Origin of the sequence: Microbacterium sp. A8/3-1, from assembly GCF_040267695.1 — a bacterium.
Lineage (GTDB): Bacteria > Actinomycetota > Actinomycetes > Actinomycetales > Microbacteriaceae > Microbacterium > Microbacterium luteolum.
This window is the reverse complement of the sequence record NZ_CP158357.1, coordinates 4,015,114-4,036,678: the sequence shown is the minus strand read 5'-3', so window position 1 is coordinate 4,036,678 and position 21,565 is coordinate 4,015,114. Positions and strand designations below refer to the sequence as shown.

The 21,565-nt window shown below is 65.5% G+C and carries 34 protein-coding genes; all 34 read right to left on the bottom strand.

Features of this window, described 5'->3' with window-relative positions; genetic code table 11:
• Positions 1–11 precede the first annotated feature (11 nt).
• Positions 12–410: a 30S ribosomal protein S11 gene (gene rpsK / locus ABS642_RS19750; RefSeq protein ID WP_046013422.1), complete on the bottom strand. Its 399-nt coding sequence runs from the start codon at positions 408–410 to the stop codon at positions 12–14.
• Positions 411–441: 31 nt separating this feature from the next.
• A complete protein-coding gene (gene rpsM / locus ABS642_RS19745; RefSeq protein ID WP_017201568.1) occupies positions 442–816 on the bottom strand; it encodes a 30S ribosomal protein S13 in 375 nt (124 codons plus the stop codon).
• A 157-nt stretch (positions 817–973) separates the two neighbouring features.
• A complete protein-coding gene (gene rpmJ / locus ABS642_RS19740; protein ID WP_005050492.1) occupies positions 974–1,090 on the bottom strand; it encodes a 50S ribosomal protein L36 in 117 nt (38 codons plus the stop codon).
• Positions 1,091–1,155: 65 nt separating this feature from the next.
• Complete coding sequence (infA, locus tag ABS642_RS19735; RefSeq protein ID WP_017201569.1) at positions 1,156–1,377, bottom strand: translation initiation factor IF-1; 222 nt, start codon at positions 1,375–1,377, stop codon at positions 1,156–1,158.
• Positions 1,378–1,529: 152 nt separating this feature from the next.
• Entirely contained in the window at positions 1,530–2,192 is a 663-nt protein-coding gene (locus ABS642_RS19730) for a thioredoxin domain-containing protein (RefSeq protein ID WP_282216226.1), read from the bottom strand.
• Entirely contained in the window at positions 2,192–3,043 is an 852-nt protein-coding gene (gene map / locus ABS642_RS19725) for a type I methionyl aminopeptidase (RefSeq protein WP_350351455.1), read from the bottom strand. The genes ABS642_RS19730 and map overlap by 1 nt, the downstream gene beginning before the upstream one ends.
• Positions 3,044–3,052: 9 nt before the next feature.
• A complete protein-coding gene (locus ABS642_RS19720) occupies positions 3,053–3,649 on the bottom strand; it encodes an adenylate kinase (protein ID WP_282216224.1) in 597 nt (198 codons plus the stop codon).
• On the bottom strand, positions 3,646–4,968 hold the full coding sequence (gene secY, locus ABS642_RS19715) for a preprotein translocase subunit SecY (protein WP_136055209.1): 1,323 nt from the start codon (positions 4,966–4,968) through the stop codon (positions 3,646–3,648). The genes ABS642_RS19720 and secY overlap by 4 nt, the downstream gene beginning before the upstream one ends.
• Positions 4,969–5,121: 153 nt before the next feature.
• Positions 5,122–5,772, bottom strand: coding sequence for a 50S ribosomal protein L15 (gene rplO / locus ABS642_RS19710; protein ID WP_282216223.1), 651 nt, complete (start codon positions 5,770–5,772; stop codon positions 5,122–5,124).
• Positions 5,772–5,957, bottom strand: coding sequence for a 50S ribosomal protein L30 (gene rpmD / locus ABS642_RS19705; RefSeq protein ID WP_046013417.1), 186 nt, complete (start codon positions 5,955–5,957; stop codon positions 5,772–5,774). The genes rplO and rpmD overlap by 1 nt, the downstream gene beginning before the upstream one ends.
• The gene (gene rpsE / locus ABS642_RS19700) at positions 5,957–6,676 is read right to left on the bottom strand and encodes a 30S ribosomal protein S5 (RefSeq protein ID WP_282216222.1); all 720 of its coding nucleotides are present in this window, start codon (positions 6,674–6,676) and stop codon (positions 5,957–5,959) included. Before rpsE ends, rpmD begins: the two co-directional genes overlap by 1 nt.
• On the bottom strand, positions 6,673–7,032 hold the full coding sequence (gene rplR, locus ABS642_RS19695) for a 50S ribosomal protein L18 (RefSeq protein ID WP_029260926.1): 360 nt from the start codon (positions 7,030–7,032) through the stop codon (positions 6,673–6,675). Before rplR ends, rpsE begins: the two co-directional genes overlap by 4 nt.
• Before the next feature lie 2 nt (positions 7,033–7,034).
• Positions 7,035–7,571, bottom strand: coding sequence for a 50S ribosomal protein L6 (rplF, locus tag ABS642_RS19690; protein ID WP_350351454.1), 537 nt, complete (start codon positions 7,569–7,571; stop codon positions 7,035–7,037).
• 6 nt (positions 7,572–7,577) lie between these two features.
• On the bottom strand, positions 7,578–7,976 hold the full coding sequence (gene rpsH, locus ABS642_RS19685) for a 30S ribosomal protein S8 (RefSeq protein ID WP_046013414.1): 399 nt from the start codon (positions 7,974–7,976) through the stop codon (positions 7,578–7,580).
• A 131-nt stretch (positions 7,977–8,107) separates the two neighbouring features.
• A complete protein-coding gene (rplE, locus tag ABS642_RS19680; protein ID WP_282216221.1) occupies positions 8,108–8,698 on the bottom strand; it encodes a 50S ribosomal protein L5 in 591 nt (196 codons plus the stop codon).
• On the bottom strand, positions 8,698–9,057 hold the full coding sequence (gene rplX, locus ABS642_RS19675) for a 50S ribosomal protein L24 (protein ID WP_116635687.1): 360 nt from the start codon (positions 9,055–9,057) through the stop codon (positions 8,698–8,700). Before rplX ends, rplE begins: the two co-directional genes overlap by 1 nt.
• 2 nt (positions 9,058–9,059) lie before the next feature.
• Positions 9,060–9,428, bottom strand: a complete 369-nt coding sequence (gene rplN, locus ABS642_RS19670) for a 50S ribosomal protein L14 (protein WP_116635686.1) — start codon at positions 9,426–9,428, stop codon at positions 9,060–9,062.
• Positions 9,425–9,757, bottom strand: coding sequence for a 30S ribosomal protein S17 (gene rpsQ / locus ABS642_RS19665; protein ID WP_350351453.1), 333 nt, complete (start codon positions 9,755–9,757; stop codon positions 9,425–9,427). The genes rplN and rpsQ overlap by 4 nt, the downstream gene beginning before the upstream one ends.
• Positions 9,757–10,074: a 50S ribosomal protein L29 gene (gene rpmC, locus ABS642_RS19660; RefSeq protein ID WP_017829202.1), complete on the bottom strand. Its 318-nt coding sequence runs from the start codon at positions 10,072–10,074 to the stop codon at positions 9,757–9,759. Before rpmC ends, rpsQ begins: the two co-directional genes overlap by 1 nt.
• Complete coding sequence (gene rplP, locus ABS642_RS19655; protein WP_045278748.1) at positions 10,074–10,493, bottom strand: 50S ribosomal protein L16; 420 nt, start codon at positions 10,491–10,493, stop codon at positions 10,074–10,076. Before rplP ends, rpmC begins: the two co-directional genes overlap by 1 nt.
• Positions 10,493–11,248: a 30S ribosomal protein S3 gene (rpsC, locus tag ABS642_RS19650; protein WP_017201587.1), complete on the bottom strand. Its 756-nt coding sequence runs from the start codon at positions 11,246–11,248 to the stop codon at positions 10,493–10,495. The genes rplP and rpsC overlap by 1 nt, the downstream gene beginning before the upstream one ends.
• Positions 11,248–11,646 carry a 50S ribosomal protein L22 gene (gene rplV / locus ABS642_RS19645; RefSeq protein ID WP_116635684.1) on the bottom strand — a complete coding sequence of 133 codons (399 nt, stop codon included), beginning with the start codon at positions 11,644–11,646 and terminating at the stop codon, positions 11,248–11,250. The genes rpsC and rplV overlap by 1 nt, the downstream gene beginning before the upstream one ends.
• Complete coding sequence (gene rpsS / locus ABS642_RS19640) at positions 11,646–11,885, bottom strand: 30S ribosomal protein S19 (protein ID WP_350353470.1); 240 nt, start codon at positions 11,883–11,885, stop codon at positions 11,646–11,648. The genes rplV and rpsS overlap by 1 nt, the downstream gene beginning before the upstream one ends.
• A 55-nt stretch (positions 11,886–11,940) precedes the next feature.
• Positions 11,941–12,780, bottom strand: a complete 840-nt coding sequence (gene rplB, locus ABS642_RS19635; RefSeq protein WP_116635682.1) for a 50S ribosomal protein L2 — start codon at positions 12,778–12,780, stop codon at positions 11,941–11,943.
• 20 nt (positions 12,781–12,800) lie between these two features.
• Positions 12,801–13,124, bottom strand: a complete 324-nt coding sequence (gene rplW, locus ABS642_RS19630; RefSeq protein ID WP_017829206.1) for a 50S ribosomal protein L23 — start codon at positions 13,122–13,124, stop codon at positions 12,801–12,803.
• The gene (gene rplD, locus ABS642_RS19625) at positions 13,121–13,783 is read right to left on the bottom strand and encodes a 50S ribosomal protein L4 (RefSeq protein ID WP_282216219.1); all 663 of its coding nucleotides are present in this window, start codon (positions 13,781–13,783) and stop codon (positions 13,121–13,123) included. The genes rplW and rplD overlap by 4 nt, the downstream gene beginning before the upstream one ends.
• Before the next feature lie 2 nt (positions 13,784–13,785).
• Positions 13,786–14,445, bottom strand: a complete 660-nt coding sequence (rplC, locus tag ABS642_RS19620; RefSeq protein WP_223622187.1) for a 50S ribosomal protein L3 — start codon at positions 14,443–14,445, stop codon at positions 13,786–13,788.
• Positions 14,446–14,453: 8 nt separating this feature from the next.
• On the bottom strand, positions 14,454–14,762 hold the full coding sequence (gene rpsJ / locus ABS642_RS19615; RefSeq protein ID WP_030147986.1) for a 30S ribosomal protein S10: 309 nt from the start codon (positions 14,760–14,762) through the stop codon (positions 14,454–14,456).
• Positions 14,763–15,604: 842 nt separating this feature from the next.
• Entirely contained in the window at positions 15,605–15,817 is a 213-nt protein-coding gene (locus tag ABS642_RS19610; protein ID WP_282216218.1) for a hypothetical protein, read from the bottom strand.
• Between the two features lie 152 nt (positions 15,818–15,969).
• Positions 15,970–17,160, bottom strand: a complete 1,191-nt coding sequence (tuf, locus tag ABS642_RS19605) for an elongation factor Tu (protein WP_116635678.1) — start codon at positions 17,158–17,160, stop codon at positions 15,970–15,972.
• 164 nt (positions 17,161–17,324) lie between these two features.
• On the bottom strand, positions 17,325–19,442 hold the full coding sequence (fusA, locus tag ABS642_RS19600) for an elongation factor G (protein WP_282216217.1): 2,118 nt from the start codon (positions 19,440–19,442) through the stop codon (positions 17,325–17,327).
• An 83-nt stretch (positions 19,443–19,525) separates the two neighbouring features.
• Complete coding sequence (gene rpsG / locus ABS642_RS19595) at positions 19,526–19,999, bottom strand: 30S ribosomal protein S7 (protein WP_223622188.1); 474 nt, start codon at positions 19,997–19,999, stop codon at positions 19,526–19,528.
• A 5-nt stretch (positions 20,000–20,004) separates the two neighbouring features.
• Positions 20,005–20,373: a 30S ribosomal protein S12 gene (rpsL, locus tag ABS642_RS19590; protein ID WP_028502478.1), complete on the bottom strand. Its 369-nt coding sequence runs from the start codon at positions 20,371–20,373 to the stop codon at positions 20,005–20,007.
• 501 nt (positions 20,374–20,874) lie between these two features.
• Positions 20,875–21,522, bottom strand: coding sequence for a spermidine/putrescine ABC transporter substrate-binding protein (locus tag ABS642_RS19585; protein WP_282216216.1), 648 nt, complete (start codon positions 21,520–21,522; stop codon positions 20,875–20,877).
• Between the last annotated feature and the right edge of the window lie 43 nt (positions 21,523–21,565).

The window sequence follows — 21,565 nt, the reverse complement described above, 5'->3', positions numbered from 1 at the left end:
GACCAGCCGTGTCAGACGCGGCGACGCTTCGGCGGGCGGCATCCGTTGTGCGCCTGCGGGGTGACGTCCGAGATCGAGCCGACCTCGAGGCCTGCGGCCTGGAGCGAGCGGATCGCGGTCTCGCGGCCGGAGCCCGGACCCTTCACGAAGACGTCGACCTTCTTGACGCCGTGCTCCTGCGCCTGACGCGCAGCGGACTCGGCGGCAAGACCCGCGGCGTACGGGGTCGACTTGCGGGAGCCCTTGAAGCCCACGCCACCCGACGATGCCCAGCTGATGACAGCGCCGGACGGGTCGGTGATCGAGACGATCGTGTTGTTGAACGTCGACTTGATGTGGGCCTGGCCCAGCGCGATGTTCTTCTTTTCCTTGCGGCGCGGCTTGCGCGCGGCGGCCTTGGGTGCAGCCATGAAAGTGTTCTCCTAGTCCCTGGGGCCCCGCTTAGCGGGCCTTCTTCTTGCCTGCGACGGTGCGCTTCGGGCCCTTGCGGGTACGGGCGTTGGTCTTGGTGCGCTGACCACGGACCGGGAGACCACGACGGTGGCGGATGCCCTCGTAGGAGCCGATCTCGACCTTGCGGCGGATGTCTGCGGCGACCTCGCGGCGCAGGTCACCCTCCACCTTGTAGTTGCCTTCGATGTGGTCGCGGAGGGCGATCAGCTGGTCGTCGCTGAGGTCCTTCACGCGGATGCTCTCATCGATGTCCGTCGCCTTGAGGATCTCGACCGAGCGGGTACGGCCGACGCCGTAGATGTAGGTAAGGGCGATCACCACGCGCTTGTCGCGCGGGATGTCAACGCCGGCAAGACGTGCCATGCGGTTCTCCTGGATGTAGTGGAGGTATGGAACAGGATCGGTGCCCGGGCCTCCGCCCCGAGGTGTCAGCTCGTCCGGGCTGAGCCCGTCGAAGCGTCTGATCCTGCCGTTTCGTATTGAGTTGTGAGATGTGCGCGAGCGTGCCGCGCAGCGCAGGTCAGCCCTGGCGCTGCTTGTGACGCGGGTTGCTCTTGCAGATCACCATGACGCGGCCGTGGCGGCGGATCACCTTGCAGTGATCGCAGATCGGCTTGACGCTGGGGTTGACCTTCATGATGTTTCCTGTTCGCTGTCTTCGTACCGCCCCGTGTCCGAGGCAGGCCGTTACTTCTCGACCGATCAGCGGTAGCGGTAGACGATACGGCCGCGGGTGAGGTCGTAGGGGCTGAGCTCCACGACCACGCGGTCCTCGGGGATGATGCGGATGTAGTTCTGCCGCATCTTTCCGGAGATCGTTGCAAGGACCTTGTGTCCGTTGCTGAGCTCAACGCGGAACATCGCGTTGGGCAGAGCCTCGGAGATCACGCCCTCGATCTCGATGACACCGTCTTTCTTAGCCATAGCCTCGCTGACGCTTCTGCAGACCGGTCGATCTGCGGTGGGTGGGTGGTTTGCGGTGCCGCACCGATCGGACACGCCGAATCAAGGCACAAAGCACCAAAGATCAATGTTAGACCTTCGGGAGCCATCCGGCAACTTGGCCGGATGGACGATCAGCCGAGGAGCTTCTCCATCTCGGTGATGTCTCCGGCCTGGAGGTCGAGGCGCTTGCCGTTGACCTCGATGGTCGGGGTGCCGGCGATCTCCTGAGCCTTGGTCTGATCCAGGACGAAGTCCATGTAGGTGCCGTCGGCGATGCAGTCCGCCGCAGCCCCTGCTCCGGCCTGCTCGGCGAGCGAGGCGAGCTCGTCGTCCGTGAGTCCTGCCGTGTTCTCCTCGGGCTGGTTGGCGAAGAGGAGGTTGAAGTAGTCGAGCGCCGCCTCAGGGGCCTTCTCGGCGACGCAGTACATCGCGCCGGCAGCACGCGTGGAGAACTGCGTGTTCTGCGAGAAGCGGTCCAGAATCGACACCGGGTGGATGTTCAGCGTGATCTTGCCGTCGGCGGCTGCCGCCTGCAGCTTCTCGCCGTACTGGTCCTCGAAGGTGCCGCAGATCGGGCACATGAAGTCGACGAAGGTGTCGACCTCGTCCTTGCCGTCGCCGAACGAGATGGCGCCGGTCTCCTCGTTGATGATGTCGCTCTTCGGAGCGACGCCGGGAGCCGTGGCCTGGTTGTTGAGGAACACAACGAGACCACCGAGCACGACCAGCACCACGACCACGGCGATGGAGACGCCGATCGCGAACCAGTTCGTGTTGCTCTTCGCCGCTGCCATTACTTTCCGATCTCTCGAGGCTCGACCCCGAACGGGGCGAGTCCGGCCTTTCCGCCATCGGGCGCGGTCAGCACCCAGATACCCCCATCATGCCGGGCCACGCTATGTTCCCAATGTGAGCCGTCTGTGCCGTCGACGGTCGTGACGGTCCAGTCGTCGTCCTCGATGTAGGTCGCCTCGCCGCCGGCGGTCACCATCGGCTCGATGGCCAGGACCAGTCCCGGCCGCACGTCGGCGCCGCGGTCCGGTGTGCGGTAGTTGAAGACGCTGGGTGCCTCGTGCATCTTGCGCCCGATGCCGTGGCCGACGTACTCGCGGAGGATGCCGTAGGGCTCCCCCGACACCGCCGAGGGTCCCTGCGCCTCGATGTACTCCTGGATCGCCGCGCCGATCTCGTCGATCGACTCCACCGACGCCATGGCGGCGATGCCCGCCCACATCGAGCCCTCGGTGACCCGCGAGAGCTCCTCGCGCTGCGCCACCAGCTCAGGGCGCTCGGGATCCGGGACGACGACCGTGATGGCGCTGTCGCCGTTCCATCCCTGGAACTGCGCGCCGCAGTCGACCGACACGATGTCACCGGGTCGCAGGACGCGCTCTCCGGGGATGCCGTGCACGACCTGCTCGTTCACGGACACGCAGATGGTGTGGTGGTACCCGCGCACCAGCTGGAAGTTCGACTCCGCTCCCCGCGCGAGGATCGTGCGGTTCGCTGCGGCATCCAGCTCCAGCGTGGTGACTCCGGCCCTGATCAGCGGACGGACGGCGTCCAGCGCCGCCGCCGTGATGAGCCCGGGCTCCACCATGGATCGAAGCTGGGCCGGGGTCTTGTAGATCGACCGGCGGAACATCGCGAGGCCTCAGGCCGCGAGGCGCAGGCCGCGGGCGGCCAATGCGGCGGAGATGCGCTCGGTGATCTCATCGAGCGAGCCGACGCCGTCGATCCGGTCGACGATGCCCTTGGCGCCGTAGACCTCGATGATCGGAGCCGTCTCGTGCTCGTAGATGTCCAGACGGTGCGCGATGGCAGCGTCCGTGTCATCCGAACGCCCCTGCTCTGCCGCGCGCAGACCGAGGCGAGCGATGCTCTCCTCGCGCGGGACCTGGAGCAGGATGACGGCGTCGAGCGCCTCTCCGCGACCGGCGAGGAACTCCTCGAGGTGCGCCACCTGGGCGACGTTGCGGGGGTATCCGTCGAGGAGGAAGCCGTTCGCGGCATCGTCCTGCGACAGACGGTCGCGCACGATCTCGCTCGTCAGCTCGTCCGGAACGAGATCTCCCTTGTCGAGGATCGCCGTGACCTGCTGGCCGAGGGGCGTCCCCTCCTTGATGTTCGCCCGGAAGATGTCACCGGTCGACACGACCGGGATGCCGTAGGACTCGGCGATGCGCACGCCCTGCGTGCCCTTTCCGGAGCCCTGCGGGCCGACGATGAGAAGACGTGCGGATGCTGTCATCGGAGGAGCCCTTCGTAGTGACGCTGCTGCAGCTGTGCATCGATCTGCTTCACCGTCTCGAGGCCGACGCCGACGATGATGAGGATCGAGGCGCCACCGAACGGGAAGTTCTGGTTGGCGCCGACAGTGGCCAGGGCGATCAGCGGGATGAGCGCGATCAGGCCGAGGTACAGCGAGCCGGGGAGCGTGATGCGGGTGAGGACGTAGTCGAGGTACTCGGCCGTCGGACGACCGGCACGGATGCCGGGGATGAACCCGCCGTACTTCTTCATGTTGTCGGCGACCTCGACGGGGTTGAACGTGATCGCGACGTAGAAGTAGGTGAACCCGATGATGAGCAGGAAGTACGCGGCCATGTAGACCGGGTGGTTGCCCGTGGTGAAGTTCGCGCTGATCCAGGTGACCCACGGTGCCGGCACGGAGCCGTCCTGCGGGGTGTTGAACTGCGCGATGAGGGCAGGGATGTACAGCAGCGACGACGCGAAGATCACGGGGATCACACCCGCCATGTTCACCTTGATCGGGATGTAGGTGTTCGTGCCGCCGTAGGTGCGGCGACCGACCATGCGCTTGGCGTACTGCACCGGGATGCGGCGCTGCGACTGCTCGACGAAGACGACGAGCCCCATCACGATGATGCCGACCGCCAAGACCAGGAGGAACACCTCGAAGCCCTTGGTCTGCCAGATGAGGCCCATGGCGCCGGGGAACGTCGCGGCGATCGACGTGAAGATGAGGAGCGACATGCCGTTGCCGATGCCGCGCTCGGTGACGAGCTCGGCGAACCACATGATGAGTCCGGTGCCGGCGGTCATCGCCATGATGATGAGCAGCTGCGCCCACCACACGTCGTTGGTCAGCAGCTGCTGGCAGGCGGCGAGATCGGTCGTGCCGAAGAGCTGGCCGCTGCGGGCGACGGTGACGAGAGTGGTCGACTGGAGCAGCGCGAGCGCGATGGTGAGGTAACGCGTGTACTGGGTGAGTCGGGCCTGACCGGCCTGACCCTCCTTGTGCAGCGCCTCGAAGTGCGGGATGACCACGCGGAGGAGCTGCGTGATGATCGTCGCCGTGATGTACGGCATCACGCCCAGCGCGAAGATCGACAGCTGGAGGAGCGCGCCCCCGGAGAAGAGGTTGACGAGTCCGAGCAGTCCGTCGGTACCGGAGTTCGCGGCGAGGCACTCCTCCACGTTCGGGAAGTTCACGAACGGTGCAGGGACGTTGGAGCCGAGTCGGTAGATCGCGACGATGGCGAGAGTGAAACCGATCTTCCGACGCAGGTCGGGCGTGCGGAAGATCCGCGCGATGGCGCTGAACAAGAACGTTCCTCCTGAAAAGTTGCCGATTCCCGAAGGACGGCTGAAAGACCAGGGTAACCCATCCGGGAACCCCGGACTGCGTGGGCCGAACCTGACCCGCGTGGTGTAACCACAAGAGGGGCCGGAGAATCTCCGGCCCCTCTTGTGCAGTGGTTACTTGACGGAACCGCCCGCAGCCACGATCTTCTGCTCGGCGGAACCCGAGACCTTGTCGACCGCGACGGTGAGCTTCACGGCGATGTCGCCGTTTCCGAGAACCTTGACCTTCTCGTTCTTGCGAACGGCGCCCTTGGCGACCAGGTCGGTGACGGTGACGTCGCCGCCCTTCGGGTACAGCTCCGCGAGCTTCTCCAGGTTCACGACCTGGTACTCGACGCGGAACGGGTTCTTGAACCCGCGCAGCTTCGGGGTGCGCATGTGCAGAGGCATCTGCCCACCCTCGAAGCCGACGCGAACGGTGTTGCGAGCCTTGGTGCCCTTGGTGCCCCGACCGGCGGTCTTGCCCTTGGAGCCCTCACCGCGACCGACACGGGTCTTCGCGGTGTTGGATCCGGGGACCGGACGCAGGTGGTGAACCTTCAGCACGCCGGGGCGGGATGCCGGAGCATCCTTCTTCGGCGCAGCCTTCTTGGCGGCGGGCTTCTTGGCAGGAGCGTCGGCCTTGGCGTCGGCAGCGGCGGACTTGGCCGGCGCCTTCTTCGCGGCGGGCTTCTTCTCTGCCGGCTTCTTCTCTGCGGCAGCCTTGGGAGCGGCAGCCTTCTTCGGGGCCTTCTCAGCCTCGACGGCGTCGTTCTTCTCAGCCATTAGTCGATCTCCTCAACCTTGACGAGGTGGGCGACGGTCTTGACGTAACCGCGCGTCTGCGCGTCGTCGGGGCGCACGGTGCTGTCACCGATGCGCTTCAGACCGAGGCTGCGCAGCGTGTCGCGCTGGTTCTGCTTCTCGCTCACCTTGGACTTGACCTGCGTGACCTTGAGGCGCGAAGCCATCAGGCACCTACCTTCTGTGCGGCGATGGCGTCGGCCTCCGCACGGACGAGACGCGCCGGAGCGACCTGGTCGAACTCGAGGCCACGACGTGCGGCGACCGCACGAGGCTCCTCGAGCTGCTTCAGGGCAGCGACGGTCGCGTGCACGATGTTGATCGTGTTCGACGAGCCGAGCGACTTCGACAGCACGTCGTGGATACCGGCGCACTCGAGCACGGCGCGGACCGGACCACCGGCGATGACACCGGTACCGGCAGCGGCCGGACGAAGCAGGACCACACCGGCGGCCGCCTCACCCTGCACCGGGTGCGGGATCGTGCTGCCGACGCGCGGAACGCGGAAGAAGTTGCGCTTGGCCTCTTCGACACCCTTCGAGATCGCCAGAGGGACCTCGCGGGCCTTGCCGTAGCCGACACCGACCAGACCGTTGCCGTCACCGACGACCACGAGAGCGGTGAAGCTGAAGCGACGACCACCCTTCACGACCTTCGAGACGCGGTTGATGGTGACGACGCGCTCCAGGAACTGGTTGTCGCCACGGTCGCGCGAGTTGCGGTCGCGGCCGCCACCCTGGTTGCGGTCACCACGACCGCCGCCACGGCGGCCTTCGCGAGCCGGCTCGGCCTGAGTCGTGCCGGCGGCCGTCTCAGAGACGACCGCGGCCGCCTCGGGAGCGGCAGCAGCCGTTTCGGTCACTTCGTTCTCCTTGTTGTCACTCACAGTGCCAGACCCCCCTCGCGGGCGCCGTCGGCGATGGCGGCGACACGACCGGCGTAGCGGTTGCCGCCACGGTCGAACACTGCCTCGGAAACGCCGGCAGCCTTCGCGCGCTCGGCGAGAAGCTCGCCGACCTTGCGGGCCTTGGCGGTCTTGTCACCCTCGAGCGAGCGCAGGTCGGTCTCGAGCGTCGATGCCGACGCGACGGTGTGACCCTTGCTGTCGTCGACAAGCTGCACGAAGACGTGGCGAGCCGAACGGTTGACGACGAGGCGCGGACGCACCTCGGTGCCGACGACCTTCTTGCGAAGGCGGGCGTGACGACGCGCGCGGGCGTCAGACTTTGACTTGAGAGCCATGGTTACTTACCACTCTTTCCGGCCTTGCGACGCACGTTCTCGCCGGCGTAGCGCACACCCTTGCCCTTGTACGGCTCGGGCTTGCGGATCTTGCGGATGTTGGCAGCTGCCTCGCCGACAGCCTGCTTGTCGATCCCGCTGACGGTGAGCTTGTTGGTGCCCTCGACCGTGAGCGTGATGCCGGCGGGCGGCTCGATCAGGACCGGGTGCGAGAAGCCGAGGGCGAACTCGACCGAGCTGCCCTTCTGTGCCACGCGGTAACCGGTGCCGACGACCTCGAGACCCTTGGTGTAGCCCTGGGTCACGCCGATGATGTTGTTGTTGATGAGCGTGCGGGTCAGGCCGTGAAGCGACCGCGACTCGCGCTCGTCGTCGGGGCGGGAGACCAGAACCTGGTTCTCCTCGACCGCGACCTCGATGGGGCTGGCCACCGTCAGGGTGAGTTCACCCTTGGGGCCCTTCACCGCGACCTCACGGCCGTCGACCGAAACGGTGACGCCCGCAGGCACGTCGATGGGAAGTCGTCCAATACGCGACATGAGGGATTACCACACGTAGGCGAGAACTTCTCCGCCCACGCCCTTCTGCTCAGCCTGACGGTCGGTGAGAAGACCGGAGGAAGTGGACAGGATGGCCACGCCGAGGCCGCCGAGCACCTTGGGGAGCTCCGTCGACTTCGCGTACACGCGAAGCCCGGGCTTCGACACGCGCTTGATGCCAGCGATCGAGCGCTCACGGTTCGGGCCGTACTTCAGCGACAGCGTGAGGTTCTTCCCGACGCGAGCGTCAGAGGTCTCCCAGCCGGCGATGTAGCCCTCCTGCTGGAGGATCTCGGCGATGTGCGTCTTGAGCTTGCTCGACGGCAGGGTCACGGAGTCGTGGTGCGCCGAGTTCGCGTTACGCAGACGGGTCAGCAGATCTGCGACCGGGTCTGTCATTGTCATTGTTGTTTTCCTTTGTTCATGAGGTTCCGGCTGCCGTTACACGACAGACGGCCTGCGATGACACGCAATCTTCAATTGTACGTGCAGATCGACGGGCTCAGTGACCAGTGACCACTGAGCCCGTCGAAGGCTTACGCCTGTGCGTCGGTCGACTGGAACGGGAAGCCGAGGTGGCGGAGCAGTGCCCGACCCTCGTCATCCGTCTTCGCGGTGGTGACGACGGTGATGTCGAAACCGCGAACCCGGTCGATCTTGTCCTGATCGATCTCGTGGAACACGCTCTGCTCCTGGAGACCGAAGGTGTAGTTGCCGTTGCCGTCGAACTGCTTGGGCGACAGGCCGCGGAAGTCGCGGATGCGCGGCAGTGCGAGCGAGACGAGGCGATCCACGAACTCCCACGCGCGGTCACCGCGGAGGGTGACGTGCGCGCCGATGGCCTGGCCCTCGCGCAGCTTGAACTGCGCGATGGACTTGCGAGCCTTCGTGACGATCGGCTTCTGGCCGGTGATCTTGGTGAGATCGTCGACCGCGCCGTCGATCACCTTGCTGTCGCGAGCTGCCTCGCCGACACCGGTGTTCACGACGACCTTGACCAGCCCGGGGATCTGCATGACGTTCGGGTAACCGAACTCGTCCTGCATCGCCTTCTTGATCTCGGCGTTGTACTTCTGCTTCAGGCGCGGCTGGATCTTGCCAGCCGGCGCGGCAGTGTCGGTGCTCATCAGAGGTCCTTACCGCTCTTCTTCGCGAAGCGCACGCGGACGGTGCGCTTGACGCCGTCCTTGGTCTTCTCCTCGACCCGGTGGCCGACCTTGGTCGGCTTCTTGGTCGAAGGGTCGACGACTGCGACGTTCGAGATGTGGATGGAGGCCTCGACGGTCTCGAGGCCACCGGTCTTCGTGCCACGCTGCGTCTGACCGACGCGCGTGTGCTTGGTGACGTAGTTCACGCCTTCGACGATGACGCGGTTCTTCTCGGCGAGGACCTCGAGGACCTTGCCCTGCTTACCGCGATCGCCGCCACGCTCCTGCGTGGCTCCGGTGATGACCTGAACCAGGTCACCCTTCTTGATCTTCGCCATGACTAAATAACCTCCGGCGCGAGCGAGACGATCTTCATGAACTTCTTGTCGCGAAGCTCACGACCGACCGGTCCGAAGATGCGGGTGCCGCGGGGCTCCCCGTCTGCCTTCAGGATGACGGCGGCGTTCTCGTCGAACTTGATGTACGAGCCGTCGGGACGGCGCGTCTCCTTCTTGGTGCGGACGATGACCGCCTTGACGACGTCGCCCTTCTTCACGTTGCCACCGGGGATCGCGTCCTTGACGGTCGCGACGATGGTGTCGCCGAGACCGGCGTAACGACGCTTCGATCCGCCGAGCACGCGAATGGTGAGCAGCTCCTTGGCGCCGGTGTTGTCGGCGACCTTGAGGCGCGATTCCTGCTGGATCACTTGGCCTTCTCCAGAACCTCCACCAGGCGCCAGCGCTTGGTGGCGCTCAGCGGGCGGGTCTCGTTGATGAGGACCAGGTCGCCGATGCCGGCGGTGTTCGCCTCATCGTGCGCCTTGACCTTCGAGGTGCGGCGGATGACCTTGCCGTAAAGCGGGTGCTTCACGCGGTCCTCGACCTCGACCACGATGGTCTTGTCCATCTTGTCGCTGACGACGTAGCCACGACGCGTCTTGCGGTAGCCGCGGGCTGCGGCGTCGCGGACGTCGTGCTCGGACGACTCGTGTCCGGCGGTCTGTGTCTCCACAGTCGCTTCCTTCTTGGTGGCCATCACTCAGCCTCTTCCTTCACGGCGTCGTCGGCGGAGTCCGCCTTCTTCGCCTTCGACTTGGTCGCCTTCTTCGCCGGAGCCTCGACCGGAGCGGGCGTCGCACGGATGCCCAGCTCGCGTTCGCGGATCACGGTGTAGAGACGCGCGATGTCGCGCTTGACGGCGCGGATGCGGCCGTGGCTCTCCAGCTGGCCGGTGGCCGACTGGAAACGGAGGTTGAACAGCTCCTCCTTGGCCTTGCGCAGCTCCTCAACGAGGCGCTGGTCTTCGAACGTGTCGAGCTCTGCCGGAGCGAGCTCCTTGGTGCCGATCGCCATTACGCGTCGCCCTCCTCGCGCTTGATGATGCGTGCCTTGAGAGGCAGCTTGTGAATGGCACGGGTCAGTGCCTCGCGGGCGAGCTCTTCGCTCACACCGCCGACCTCGAAGAGGACGCGACCCGGCTTGACGTTGGCGACCCACCACTCGGGGGAACCCTTACCGGAACCCATGCGGGTCTCAGCAGGCTTCTTCGTGAGCGGACGGTCCGGGTAGATGTTGATCCACACCTTGCCGCCACGCTTGATGTGACGAGTCACCGCGATACGAGCGGACTCGATCTGACGGTTCGTGACATACGCAGGCGTGAGCGCCTGGATGCCGAACTCGCCGAAGGAGACCTTCGTGCCGCCGGTGGCCTGACCCGAGCGACCCGGGTGGTGCTGCTTGCGGAACTTGACCTTACGGGGGATGAGCATTATGCCGACGCTCCTTCTGCGACAGGTGCCTCGTTGCGCGGCGCGCGGCGGCGGTCGCCACCACGGTCGTCACGACGGGCCTTGGGTGCATTGGCCTGCTCGCGAGCGAGCTCCTTTGCGGTCAGGTCACCCTTGTAGATCCAGACCTTCACGCCGATGCGGCCGAAGGTGGTCTTCGCCTCGTAGAAGCCGTAGTCGATGTTCGCGCGCAGCGTGTGCAGCGGCACACGACCCTCGCGGTAGAACTCCGAGCGGCTCATCTCGGCGCCGCCGAGGCGGCCGGAGACCTGGATGCGGATGCCCTTGGCGCCGGCGCGCTGTGCGCCCTGCAGACCCTTGCGCATCGCACGACGGAACGCCACGCGAGCAGAGAGCTGCTCGGCGATGCCCTGTGCGACGAGCTGAGCGTCGGCCTCGGGGTTCTTGACCTCGAGGATGTTCAGCTGGATCTGCTTGCCCGAGAGCTTCTCGAGGTCGCCGCGGATGCGCTCGGCCTCGGCGCCACGACGACCGATCACGATGCCCGGACGGGCGGTGTGGATGTCGACGCGGACGCGGTCACGGGTGCGCTCGATCTCGATGTTCGAGACACCGGCGCGGTCGAGCTGCGTCTTCAGCAGGTTGCGGATCTTGATGTCCTCGGCCACGTAGTCGGCGTAACGCTGACCCGGCTTCGTCGAATCAGAGAACCAGCGCGAGACGTGGTCCGTCGTGATGCCGAGGCGGAAGCCGTACGGGTTTACCTTCTGTCCCATTACTTGCTCGCCTTCTTCTTGCTGTCGCCCGCAGCGGCCGGAGCCGCCTCAGGCGTCGAGAGCACGACCGTGATGTGGCTCGTGCGCTTCTTGATCTGGAAAGCGCGACCCTGTGCACGGGGCTGGAAACGCTTGAGCGTCGTGCCCTCGTCCACGTACGCGTTGGCCACGTACAGGTCCTGCTCGTCGAGGAACTCCCCGTCGCGATCCGCCTTGACCTGCGCGTTGGCCATGGCCGACGCGACAAGCTTGTAGATCGGCTCGCTGGCGCTCTGCTGTGCGAACTTCAGGATCGCCAGAGCCTCCTGGGCCTGCTTGCCCTTGATGAGCGCGACGACACGACGAGCCTTCTGAGGGGTCACGCGGATGTGTCGCACGCGTGCGATCGATTCGACCATTAGCGGCGCCGCCCCTTCTTGTCGTCCTTCTCGTGGCCGCGGAAGGTGCGGGTGGGCGCGAACTCGCCCAGCTTGTGACCGACCATGGTCTCGGACACGAACACGGGGATGTGCTTGCGTCCGTCGTGGACCGCGATCGTGTGACCCAGCATGGCCGGGATGATCATGGACCGACGGGACCAGGTCTTGATGACGTTCTTGGTGCCGGCTTCGTTCTGCACGATGACCTTGCGAAGCAGGTGATCGTCGACGAAGGGGCCCTTCTTTAAGACTGCGAGGCATCTTCTCTTACTCCTACTTGCGCTTCTTGCCGGCGTTACGACGACGCACGATGTACTTGTCGCTTTCCTTGTTGGCGTGACGGGTACGACCCTCAGCCTGGCCCCACGGGGTGACGGGGTGACGTCCACCGGACGTCTTGCCCTCTCCACCACCGTGCGGGTGATCGACCGGGTTCATCGCGACACCACGCACGGTCGGGCGGACGCCCTTCCAGCGCATGCGGCCGGCCTTGCCCCAGTTGATGTTCGACTGCTCGGCGTTGCCCACCTCGCCGATGGTCGCGCGGCAGCGCGCATCGACGTTGCGGATCTCGCCCGAGGGCAGACGCAGCTGGGCGTAGGGGCCGTCCTTCGCGACGAGACGCACGGATGCGCCCGCCGAACGCGCCATCTTCGCGCCGCCACCGGGGCGGAGCTCGATCGCGTGGATGACGGTACCCGTCGGGATGTTCTTCAGCGGGAGGTTGTTGCCCGGCTTGATGTCCGCCCCGGCACCCGACTCGACGACGTCGCCCTGCTTCAGCTTCGCCGGCGCGAGGATGTAGCGCTTCTCGCCGTCGAAGTAGTGCAGCAGCGCGATGCGCGCGGTGCGGTTGGGGTCGTACTCGATGTGAGCGACACGGGCGTCCACGCCGTCCTTGTCATTGCGACGGAAGTCGATGACGCGGTACTGGCGCTTGTGGCCACCACCGATGTGACGGGTCGTGATGCGGCCCTGGTTGTTGCGACCACCGGTCTTCGAGAGCGGGCGCAGCAGCGACTTCTCCGGCGTCGATCGGGTGATCTCGGCGAAGTCAGCCACCGACGAGCCGCGACGGCCCGGGGTCGTGGGCTTGTACTTGCGAATAGCCATGATTGTCCTTATCCCCCGGATCAGCCGATTGCCGTGAAGATGTCGATGGTGCCCGACTTCAGGGTGACGATGGCGCGCTTGGTGTCCTTGCGCTTACCGGTGCCGAAGCGGGTGCGGCGAGCCTTGCCGACGCGGTTGAGGGTGTTGACCCCTGCGACCTTGACGCCGAAGATCTTCTCGATGGCGAGCTTGATCTCGGTCTTCGAAGCGCGCGGGTCGACGAGGAAGGTGTACTTGCCTTCGTCGATGAGTCCGTAGCTCTTCTCGGACACGACCGGCTTCAGGATGATGTCGCGCGGGTCCTTGTTCAGGGCCGTCTGGAGAACAGATGCCTGCTCGCTCATGCGGAGACCTCCTGGTTGGCGCCGGACTTGGAGGCGATGAAGCCCTCGAGCGCGGCCTGGGTGAAGACGATGTCGTCAGAGACGAGCACGTCGTAGGCGTTGAGCTGGTCGAACGTCAGCACGTGCAGGTTCGACAGGTTGCGGATGCTCTTCAGCGTCACGTCATCGTTGCGCTCGATCACGACGAGCACGTTCTTCGACGACACGACGTTCGTGAGGAAGTTCACGGCGGTCTTGGTCGAAGGCGTGCCGTCGATCCCGAAGGACTCGATGGCGTGGATGCGGTCGCCGCGGAAGCGGTCGCTGAGCGCACCAAGGAGGGCGGCCGCGATCATCTTCTTGGGCGTGCGCTGCGAGTAGTCGCGCGGCTTCGGGCCGTGGACGATGCCACCGCCGGTCATGTGCGGCGCGCGGATCGAGCCCTGACGGGCGTTACCCGTGCCCTTCTGCTTGAAGGGCTTGCGGCCGGCACCGGAGACCTCACCGCGACGCTTGGTCGAGTGGGTGCCCTGGCGAGCCGCAGCGAGCTGCGCGACCACGACCTGGTGGATGAGCGGGATGTTCGTCTTGACGTCGAACAGAGCGGCGGGAAGCTCGACCGAGCCTGCCTTCTTGCCGTCTGCCTTGAGGACGTCGAGCGCGAGAGTGGAGTCAGCCATGATCAGGCACCCTTCACTGCGTTGCGGACGTAGACGATGCGGCCACGAGCACCGGGGACGGCGCCCTTGACGAGCAGCAGACCCTTCTCGATGTCGACGGCGTGCACCGTGAGGTTGAGGACGGTCACGCGCTCGCCACCCATACGGCCGGCCATGCGCATGCCCTTGAAGACGCGGCTCGGGGTCGACGATGCGCCGATGGAGCCGGGCTTGCGGTGGTTGCGGTGCGAACCGTGGGATGCCGAGACGCCCTTGAAGTTGTGACGCTTCATGACACCGGCGAAGCCCTTGCCCTTGCTCGTGCCGACGACGTCGACGAGCTGACCGGCTTCGAACGTGCCGTCGACCGTGAGCTCCTGACCGAGTGAGTAGTCAGCAGCGTCAGCCGTACGGATCTCCGTGATGTGGCGGCGCGGCGTGACGCCGGCTGCCTCGAAGTGAGCCGTGAGGGGCTGGTTCACCTTGCGGGGGTCGATCTGGCCGTACGCGATCTGCACGGCGTTGTAGCCGTCCTTCTCGGGCGTGCGGACCTGCGTGACCACGTTGGGCGCGAGTTCGATGACGGTGACGGGAATGAGCTTGCCGCTCTCGTTCCACACCTGGGTCATGCCGAGCTTGGTGCCCAGCATTCCCTTGGAGATCTTGGAGTTGATGTCAACCATGCCGGGCCTCAGAGCTTGATCTCGATGTTGACATCGGCAGGCAGGTCGAGACGCATCAGCGAGTCGACGGCCTTGGGCGTCGGGTCGACGATGTCGATCAGGCGCTTGTGGGTGCGCATCTCGAAGTGCTCGCGGCTGTCCTTGTACTTGTGCGGCGACCGGATGACGCACACGACGTTCTTCTCGGTCGGAAGCGGCACGGGTCCGACGACGGTCGCGCCCGCACGGGTCACGGTGTCGACGATCTTGCGTGCCGACGAGTCGATGACCTCGTGGTCATACGACTTCAGGCGAATGCGGATTTTCTGTCCCGCCATTGTCTGCTCACTCTCTTTAAGCGTCTTACCGACCTGGGCCGGGTGACCCAGGGGCATTGGACGCACGTCGGCGCTGTTCGCGCCTTCGGCACTCGAACGGCTCTTGCGAGTCGATCTGCTGCACCACTGTTCTTGTGTCAGCCGCACGTCGAGGACGTGCGGATGCCGACCTCCGCCGCGCACGGCGAACCTCCGGGAAGGAGGTGTCGGGGATTTGTCCTGCTACCCGCGGCCTAGAACCCTGCACCATCCCGGAGGAGGCGCCGTCTATGCACTGCCCTGGCAGTGATCCGACGCACGCACAGCGGCGACGGAATATCGAACCTGTCTATTCTGCCATGCCCGATTTCACTTCTGCAAACCCGGGCGTGTCGCGCCTCTCCCGATGACCCTGGAACGGGTCCGAATCGGGGTCGGAGTGGGGTCAGAACGCAGAGGAGAGCGGGGCGAGGCATCCCCATGCCTCGCCCCGCTTGGGGAGGACGTTCAGTGCGAGGGGGCACACCGAACGCGAGGATGCCGACGTGAAGGGACGCCGGAATCCTCGATCGAGGGCGCGGCGGTGTACCCGCCGCGCAGGCAGGGAGACGCTCAGGCGCACAGAGTGCGCGCGTCGTACGATGATCCCCAAGATCGCTTATCCCCAGTTTGTTCGCGAAGAACGCGAGTTTCGGGAGCCGAACCCCTTCGGCTGCCCCGACCGCAAGATCCCCAGGCGGTCTCGAACATCATACGTGGTCCGGCGCCCCAGATGCGAGTCCGCCGCACCGGAATACTGGTCAGATGCGAAAGCAGCGGCCCGCCATCATGGCGGGCCGCTGCTTCAGAGCTGGTGTCGAGTGCTACTCGTTGCCGACGGCCTTGTCGGCGTTGTCGCGGATCTCATCGATCTTGTCGGCGGCACCGGGGGCGACCTTCTTGGCGAAGTCCGCGACACCGTCGAGGACCTTGTCGCTGATGTCCTCGGCCTGCTCGCTCTTCACGGCCTCGGCGATCTTGTCCTTGTTCTGCTCGTACAGGTCCTTGCCCTTGTTGACGGCGTCCTCGATACCCATGATTTCCCTTTCAAGGTGTGTGCTGCCGACCGCTGGTGGGCCGACACCACTCATTGTGCCTGCCAGCCCCCGCAAAGGGAACCCTCGCGTCGTCGGTTAACGACAGAGGGGCCGGACCCGAAGGCCCGACCCCTCTACGAGGAAGCAGATGCTTACTTGATGATCTTCGTGACCGTACCGGCGCCGACGGTGCGTCCACCCTCACGGATGGCGAAGCCGAGGCCCTCCTCCATGGCGATCGGCTGGATCAGCTCGACCGTCACGTCGGTGGTGTCGCCGGGCATGACCATCTCGGTGCCCTCGGGCAGCGTGATGACGCCGGTGACGTCGGTGGTGCGGAAGTAGAACTGCGGGCGGTAGTTCGTGTAGAACGGGTTGTGACGCCCACCCTCATCCTTGGACAGGATGTACGCGGTGCCAGCGAAGTCGGTGTGCGGCGTGACCGAACCCGGCTTGACGATGACCTGACCGCGCTCGACGTCCTCACGCTTCGTGCCACGGAGCAGGAGACCGCAGTTCTCGCCGGCCCATGCCTCGTCGAGCTGCTTGTGGAACATCTCGATACCCGTGACCGTGGTCTTGACGGTCGGACGCAGTCCGACGATCTCGACCTCGGAGTTGATGGCCAGCGTGCCACGCTCGGCGCGACCCGTGACGACGGTTCCACGACCGGTGATCGTGAAGACGTCCTCGACGGGCATCAGGAACGGCTTGTCCTTGTCGCGCACGGGGTCCGGAACGTGCTCGTCCACGGCCTCCATGAGGTCGAGGATCGACTGCGTCCACTTCTCGTCGCCCTCGAGGGCCTTGAGAGCGGAGACGCGCACGACAGGAGCGTCCTCGGCGAAGCCCTGCGAGGCGAGCAGCTCGGAGACCTCGAGCTCGACGAGCTCCAGGATCTCCTCGTCGTCGACCATGTCGGACTTGTTCAGCGCGACCAGCAGGTACGGCACGCCGACCTGCTTGGCGAGCAGCACGTGCTCACGCGTCTGAGCCATCGGGCCGTCGGTGGCGGCGACCACGAGGATCGCGCCGTCCATCTGAGCCGCACCGGTGATCATGTTCTTGACGTAGTCGGCGTGGCCGGGAGCGTCAACGTGCGCGTAGTGGCGCTTGGGGGTCTCGTACTCGATGTGCGAGATGTTGATGGTGATACCACGCTGGCGCTCTTCCGGCGCCGAGTCGATGGAAGCGAAGTCGCGCTGCACGTTGGTGTCAGACGGGAACTTGTCAGCAAGCACCTTCGAGATCGCTGCGGAGAGCGTGGTCTTGCCGTGGTCAACGTGACCGATGGTTCCGATGTTGACGTGCGGCTTGGTCCGCTCGAACTTGGCCTTAGCCACTAGGTCCTCCTCAGGACGTCATGTAGAGGTTGCCGGGCACTGGTTTGCGACCGGTTCTCTACGGGTGTGAATCTCAGTTTAGTAGAGAGGGAATGTGAAGTTGTAGGGGACCTGGGAGCCGGCCCTTCGACAGGCTCAGGGGAATCCGACTCCCAGGAAGATGACTACTCGCCGCCCTGGTGCTTCTGGACGATCTCGTCGGCCACGTTGCGGGGAACCTCAGCGTAGCTGTTGAACTCCATCGAGTAGACGGCGCGACCCGAGGTCTTCGAGCGCAGGTCGCCGATGTAGCCGAACATCTCGGACAGCGGCACGTGTGCACGCACGACCTTGACGCCTGCGGCATCCTCCATCGACTGGATCTGGCCACGACGGGAGTTCAGGTCGCCGATGACGTCGCCCATGTACTCCTCGGGCGTACGGACCTCGACGGCCATCAGCGGCTCGAGCAGCACGGGGCTCGCCCGACGGAGAGCCTCCTTCATACCCATCGATCCGGCGATCTTGAACGCCATCTCCGAGGAGTCGACGTCGTGCGCCGCACCATCGACGATGGTCGCCTTGACGCCGACGATCGGGTAGCCCGCGAGGACTCCGACGTTCATGGCGTCCTGGAAACCGGCGTCGATCGAGCCGATGTACTCGCGCGGGATGCGACCACCGGTGACGGCATTCACGAACTCGTACGTCTTCTCGTCGTCCAGATCGAGCGGCTCGATGTTGAACTGGATCTTGGCGAACTGACCCGATCCACCCGTCTGCTTCTTGTGGGTGTAGTCGTGCTTCTCGACGTTCTTGCGGATCGTCTCGCGGTAGGCCACCTGGGGCTTGCCGACGTTCGCCTCGACGTTGAACTCGCGCTTCATGCGATCGACGAGGATGTCGAGGTGCAGCTCGCCCATGCCCTTGATGGTCGTCTGACCGGTCTCGGGGTTGAGCTCCGTGCGGAAGGTCGGGTCCTCCTCAGCGAGCTTCTGGATGGCGACACCCAGCTTCTCCTGGTCGGCCTTGGTCTTCGGCTCGATGGCGACCTCGATGACGGGCTCGGGGAACGTCATCGACTCGAGGACGACCGGCGAGGCCGGGTCGGTCAGGGTGTCACCGGTGGTGGTGTCCTTCAGACCGATGACCGCGTAGATGTTTCCGGCGGTCACCGAGGCGACGGGGATCTCCTTGTTGGCGTGCATCTGGAAGATCTTCCCGATGCGCTCCTTCTTGCCCTTGGTCGAGTTGATGACCGCGGAGCCGGAGTCGAGGTGACCCGAGTAGACGCGCACATAGGTGAGGCGACCGAAGAACGGGTGCACGGCGACCTTGAACGCCAGGGCTGCGAACGGGTCGTTGGCGTCGGGGTGACGCTCGATGATCGTGTCGTAGTCCTTCGGGTCGTGCGCCTCGATCGAACCCACGTCGAGCGGGTTCGGGAGGTAGTCGACGACCGCGTCGAGCATCGGCTGGACGCCGCGGTTCTTGAACGCCGAGCCGCAGAGGACCGGGTAGATCTCGGAAGCCACGGTGAGCTTGCGGATCGCGCCCTTGATCTCGGCGACAGTGAGCTCCTCGCCGCCGAAGAACTTCTCGAGCAGCGCGTCGTCGGTCTCGGCGACGGTCTCGAGGAGCTGCTGACGGTACTCGTCCGCCTTCTCCTTGAGGTCGGCCGGGATCTCCTGGATCTCGTAGGAGGCGCCCATCGTGACGTCACCCTTCGAGTCGCCCGCCCAGACGAGAGCACGCATCTCGACCAGGTCGACGACACCGATGAAGTCGTTCTCCGCACCGATGGGCAGCTGGATGACCAGCGGCTTCGCACCGAGGCGGTTGATGATCGTGTCGACCGTGAAGTAGAAGTCGGCGCCGAGCTTGTCCATCTTGTTGACGAAGCAGATGCGCGGGACGTTGTACTTGTCGGCCTGACGCCACACGGTCTCGGACTGGGGCTCGACGCCCTCCTTGCCGTCGAAGACGGCGACGGCACCATCGAGGACGCGGAGCGAGCGCTCCACCTCGACCGTGAAGTCCACGTGACCGGGGGTGTCGATGATGTTGATCTGGTTCTTGTTCCAGTAGCAGGTCACGGCGGCAGACGTGATCGTGATGCCGCGCTCCTTCTCCTGTTCCATCCAGTCAGTGGTCGAGGCGCCATCGTGCGTCTCGCCGAGCTTGTGGTTGACGCCCGTGTAGAACAGGATGCGCTCGGTCGTCGTCGTCTTGCCGGCATCGATGTGCGCCATGATGCCGATGTTGCGGACCTTGCTCAGGTCGGTGAGCACGTCTTGTGCCACAGGAGTGTCCTTATCTTTTCGTGCAGTCGTACTGCGCGGAGGGGTGCCCGCTCCCGGCGTGTGGCCGGGAGCGGGCGAAGTGTTTACCAGCGGTAGTGAGCGAACGCGCGGTTCGACTCGGCCATCTTGTGCGTGTCCTCGCGGCGCTTGACCGCGGCACCCAGGCCGTTCGACGCGTCCAGGATCTCGTTCTGGAGACGCTCGGTCATCGTCTTCTCACGACGACCCTTGGCGTAGCTCACGAGCCAGCGCAGCGCGAGGGTGTTCGCGCGGTGCGGCTTGACCTCGATCGGCACCTGGTAGGTCGAGCCACCGACGCGGCGGCTGCGGACCTCGAGAGTCGGGCGCACGTTGTCGAGCGCCTTCTTCAGGGTGGCGACGGCGTCCTGGCCGCCGTTCTTCGCCTCGACACCGCTGAGGGCGCCGTAGACGATGGCCTCGGCGATCGACTTCTTGCCGTCGACGAGGATCTTGTTCACCAGCGAGGTGACGATCGGAGCGCCGTATACCGGGTCGTTGACCACGGGGCGCTTGGGGGCGGGACCCTTACGAGGCATCTAACTCAACCCTTCTTCGCGCCGTAGCGGGAACGAGCCTGCTTACGGTTCTTGACGGCCTGGGTGTCCAGGGCGCCGCGGACGATCTTGTAACGCACACCGGGGAGGTCCTTGACACGACCGCCGCGGACGAGCACGAGCGAGTGCTCCTGCAGGTTGTGACCCTCACCGGGGATGTAGGCCGTGACCTCGGTCCCGTTGCGGAGCTTCACACGAGCGACCTTGCGCATCGCCGAGTTCGGCTTCTTCGGGGTGGTGGTGTAGACGCGGGTGCAGACCCCGGCCTGCTGCGGGTTCGACTTCAGGGCTGGCGTCTTGGTCTTGGTGACCTTCGGCGAGCGACCCTTGCGAACCAACTGCTGAATGGTTGGCACGTTCTCTCCTCATAGTGCTGCACGGTGACAGCGTGATGGGTTTCACATCATGCCCCACCGGCACGCCGGAATCGGCGGGCTTTTGTGTGGTGGGTATGCCGTGGAGGCGGACCGGCAAGGTGCCGACGCCCGGTGCGCACGTCAAGACGTGCACACACCTGACCAAGTGTAATGCCGCGTAACCTGGCGGTCAAATGAGCGCCGGACGCAGACGAGCCCCGCAGCGTCTGCTGCGGGGCTCGTCGTGCGGAGAGAGCGGGGTCAGCTGCCGGGGCCGTACAGATCCCAGAGGAACTGCGCGTCGCAGGTCAGCCACCACGGGTCGTCTGCGGGAGGGAATTCGAACATGATCGGTCCTTTCGTCGGAGCATCGCCGTCATCCGCGCTGCGGGGGCGTCCATCCCTGCGTGGGGCAGGAATCCGGTCAGACTAGATTCGCGAGCACGCGCGCAGCAACGGATCTCGGCGCTGTATGCCGATACATCAGGATGATGCGGGACTCTATGCAGCGTCCGGGTCGAACGGCGAGTCCAGCGACTGCGTGAGCTCCGCCAGCAGCGCCTCGATCTGCGGCTCGACGTGCTGCGAGATCGCGGCCTGGATGTGCAGGCGGTGTCGGAGCAGGATGCCGCAGATCTCGCGCCCGACCATGTTGGCGTACTCGTCGGCGAGTGCGACCTCCTGGCGCAGCGCGATCTTGGCCTCCTCCGTCAGAGGCGGGAGTGGCGGCAACTGATCGGCCGCGTCGTCGGCGAGCCCGGCGATCGTGAACAGGAAGGGTGCGCCGGGCACCGGTTCGGGATCGAGCGGGAGGCCGTCGAACTCGGGGTCGAGGTCTTCGGACGGCCGGTAGCTGCGTGCACGGTTGCGTGCGGCCTGATCGTCGAGTTCGCGCTGCAGCATCGGGAGATTCCGGGACGTGTAGTCGGCCACGGCGTGATCGACGATCGTCTTCATCCGGGTCGACAGACCGTGCTGCACGCCGTGCGGCGCGTTGGCGCCGATGCCGGCGGCCGACAGGATCGGGGACCCCAGGCAGCGACGGCAGGGCGCGACGCGTCCGCGATGCGTCGCCGGCTCCCAGCGCGGCACCCAGCGCAGCCAGGCCTCGACGGCCTGGTCCACCTGCGTCTCCAATGAGCGCTCCACCCCTCCAGCGTACGGCGCGTCGCGCGGCACCGCCGCGATTTCC

Excerpts from the sequence above, each read along its gene's own strand:
- rpsK (WP_046013422.1), bottom strand. The coding sequence starts at position 410 with ATGGCTGCACCCAAGGCCGCCGCGCGCAAGCCGCGCCGCAAGGAAAAG.
- rpsM (WP_017201568.1), bottom strand. The coding sequence starts at position 816 with ATGGCACGTCTTGCCGGCGTTGACATCCCGCGCGACAAGCGCGTGGTG.
- rpmJ (WP_005050492.1), bottom strand. The coding sequence starts at position 1,090 with ATGAAGGTCAACCCCAGCGTCAAGCCGATCTGCGATCACTGCAAGGTG.
- infA (WP_017201569.1), bottom strand. The coding sequence starts at position 1,377 with ATGGCTAAGAAAGACGGTGTCATCGAGATCGAGGGCGTGATCTCCGAG.
- ABS642_RS19730 (WP_282216226.1), bottom strand. The coding sequence starts at position 2,192 with ATGGCAGCGGCGAAGAGCAACACGAACTGGTTCGCGATCGGCGTCTCC.
- map (WP_350351455.1), bottom strand. The coding sequence starts at position 3,043 with ATGTTCCGCCGGTCGATCTACAAGACCCCGGCCCAGCTTCGATCCATG.
- ABS642_RS19720 (WP_282216224.1), bottom strand. The coding sequence starts at position 3,649 with ATGACAGCATCCGCACGTCTTCTCATCGTCGGCCCGCAGGGCTCCGGA.
- rplO (WP_282216223.1), bottom strand. The coding sequence starts at position 5,772 with ATGGCTGAGAAGAACGACGCCGTCGAGGCTGAGAAGGCCCCGAAGAAG.
- rpmD (WP_046013417.1), bottom strand. The coding sequence starts at position 5,957 with ATGGCTTCGCGCCTCAAGGTCACGCAGGTCAAGTCCAAGGTGAGCGAG.
- rplR (WP_029260926.1), bottom strand. The coding sequence starts at position 7,032 with ATGGCTCTCAAGTCAAAGTCTGACGCCCGCGCGCGTCGTCACGCCCGC.
- rplF (WP_350351454.1), bottom strand. The coding sequence starts at position 7,571 with ATGTCGCGTATTGGACGACTTCCCATCGACGTGCCTGCGGGCGTCACC.
- rpsH (WP_046013414.1), bottom strand. The coding sequence starts at position 7,976 with ATGACAATGACAGACCCGGTCGCAGATCTGCTGACCCGTCTGCGTAAC.
- rplE (WP_282216221.1), bottom strand. The coding sequence starts at position 8,698 with ATGAGCACCGACACTGCCGCGCCGGCTGGCAAGATCCAGCCGCGCCTG.
- rplX (WP_116635687.1), bottom strand. The coding sequence starts at position 9,057 with ATGGCGAAGATCAAGAAGGGTGACCTGGTTCAGGTCATCACCGGAGCC.
- rpsQ (WP_350351453.1), bottom strand. The coding sequence starts at position 9,757 with ATGGCCACCAAGAAGGAAGCGACTGTGGAGACACAGACCGCCGGACAC.
- rpmC (WP_017829202.1), bottom strand. The coding sequence starts at position 10,074 with ATGGCGATCGGCACCAAGGAGCTCGCTCCGGCAGAGCTCGACACGTTC.
- rplP (WP_045278748.1), bottom strand. The coding sequence starts at position 10,493 with ATGCTCATCCCCCGTAAGGTCAAGTTCCGCAAGCAGCACCACCCGGGT.
- rpsC (WP_017201587.1), bottom strand. The coding sequence starts at position 11,248 with ATGGGACAGAAGGTAAACCCGTACGGCTTCCGCCTCGGCATCACGACG.
- rplV (WP_116635684.1), bottom strand. The coding sequence starts at position 11,646 with ATGGTCGAATCGATCGCACGCGTGCGACACATCCGCGTGACCCCTCAG.
- rplB (WP_116635682.1), bottom strand. The coding sequence starts at position 12,780 with ATGGCTATTCGCAAGTACAAGCCCACGACCCCGGGCCGTCGCGGCTCG.
- rplW (WP_017829206.1), bottom strand. The coding sequence starts at position 13,124 with ATGAGCGAGCAGGCATCTGTTCTCCAGACGGCCCTGAACAAGGACCCG.
- rplD (WP_282216219.1), bottom strand. The coding sequence starts at position 13,783 with ATGGCTGACTCCACTCTCGCGCTCGACGTCCTCAAGGCAGACGGCAAG.
- rplC (WP_223622187.1), bottom strand. The coding sequence starts at position 14,445 with ATGGTTGACATCAACTCCAAGATCTCCAAGGGAATGCTGGGCACCAAG.
- rpsJ (WP_030147986.1), bottom strand. The coding sequence starts at position 14,762 with ATGGCGGGACAGAAAATCCGCATTCGCCTGAAGTCGTATGACCACGAG.
- ABS642_RS19610 (WP_282216218.1), bottom strand. The coding sequence starts at position 15,817 with ATGGGTATCGAGGACGCCGTCAACAAGGGCAAGGACCTGTACGAGCAG.
- rpsG (WP_223622188.1), bottom strand. The coding sequence starts at position 19,999 with ATGCCTCGTAAGGGTCCCGCCCCCAAGCGCCCCGTGGTCAACGACCCG.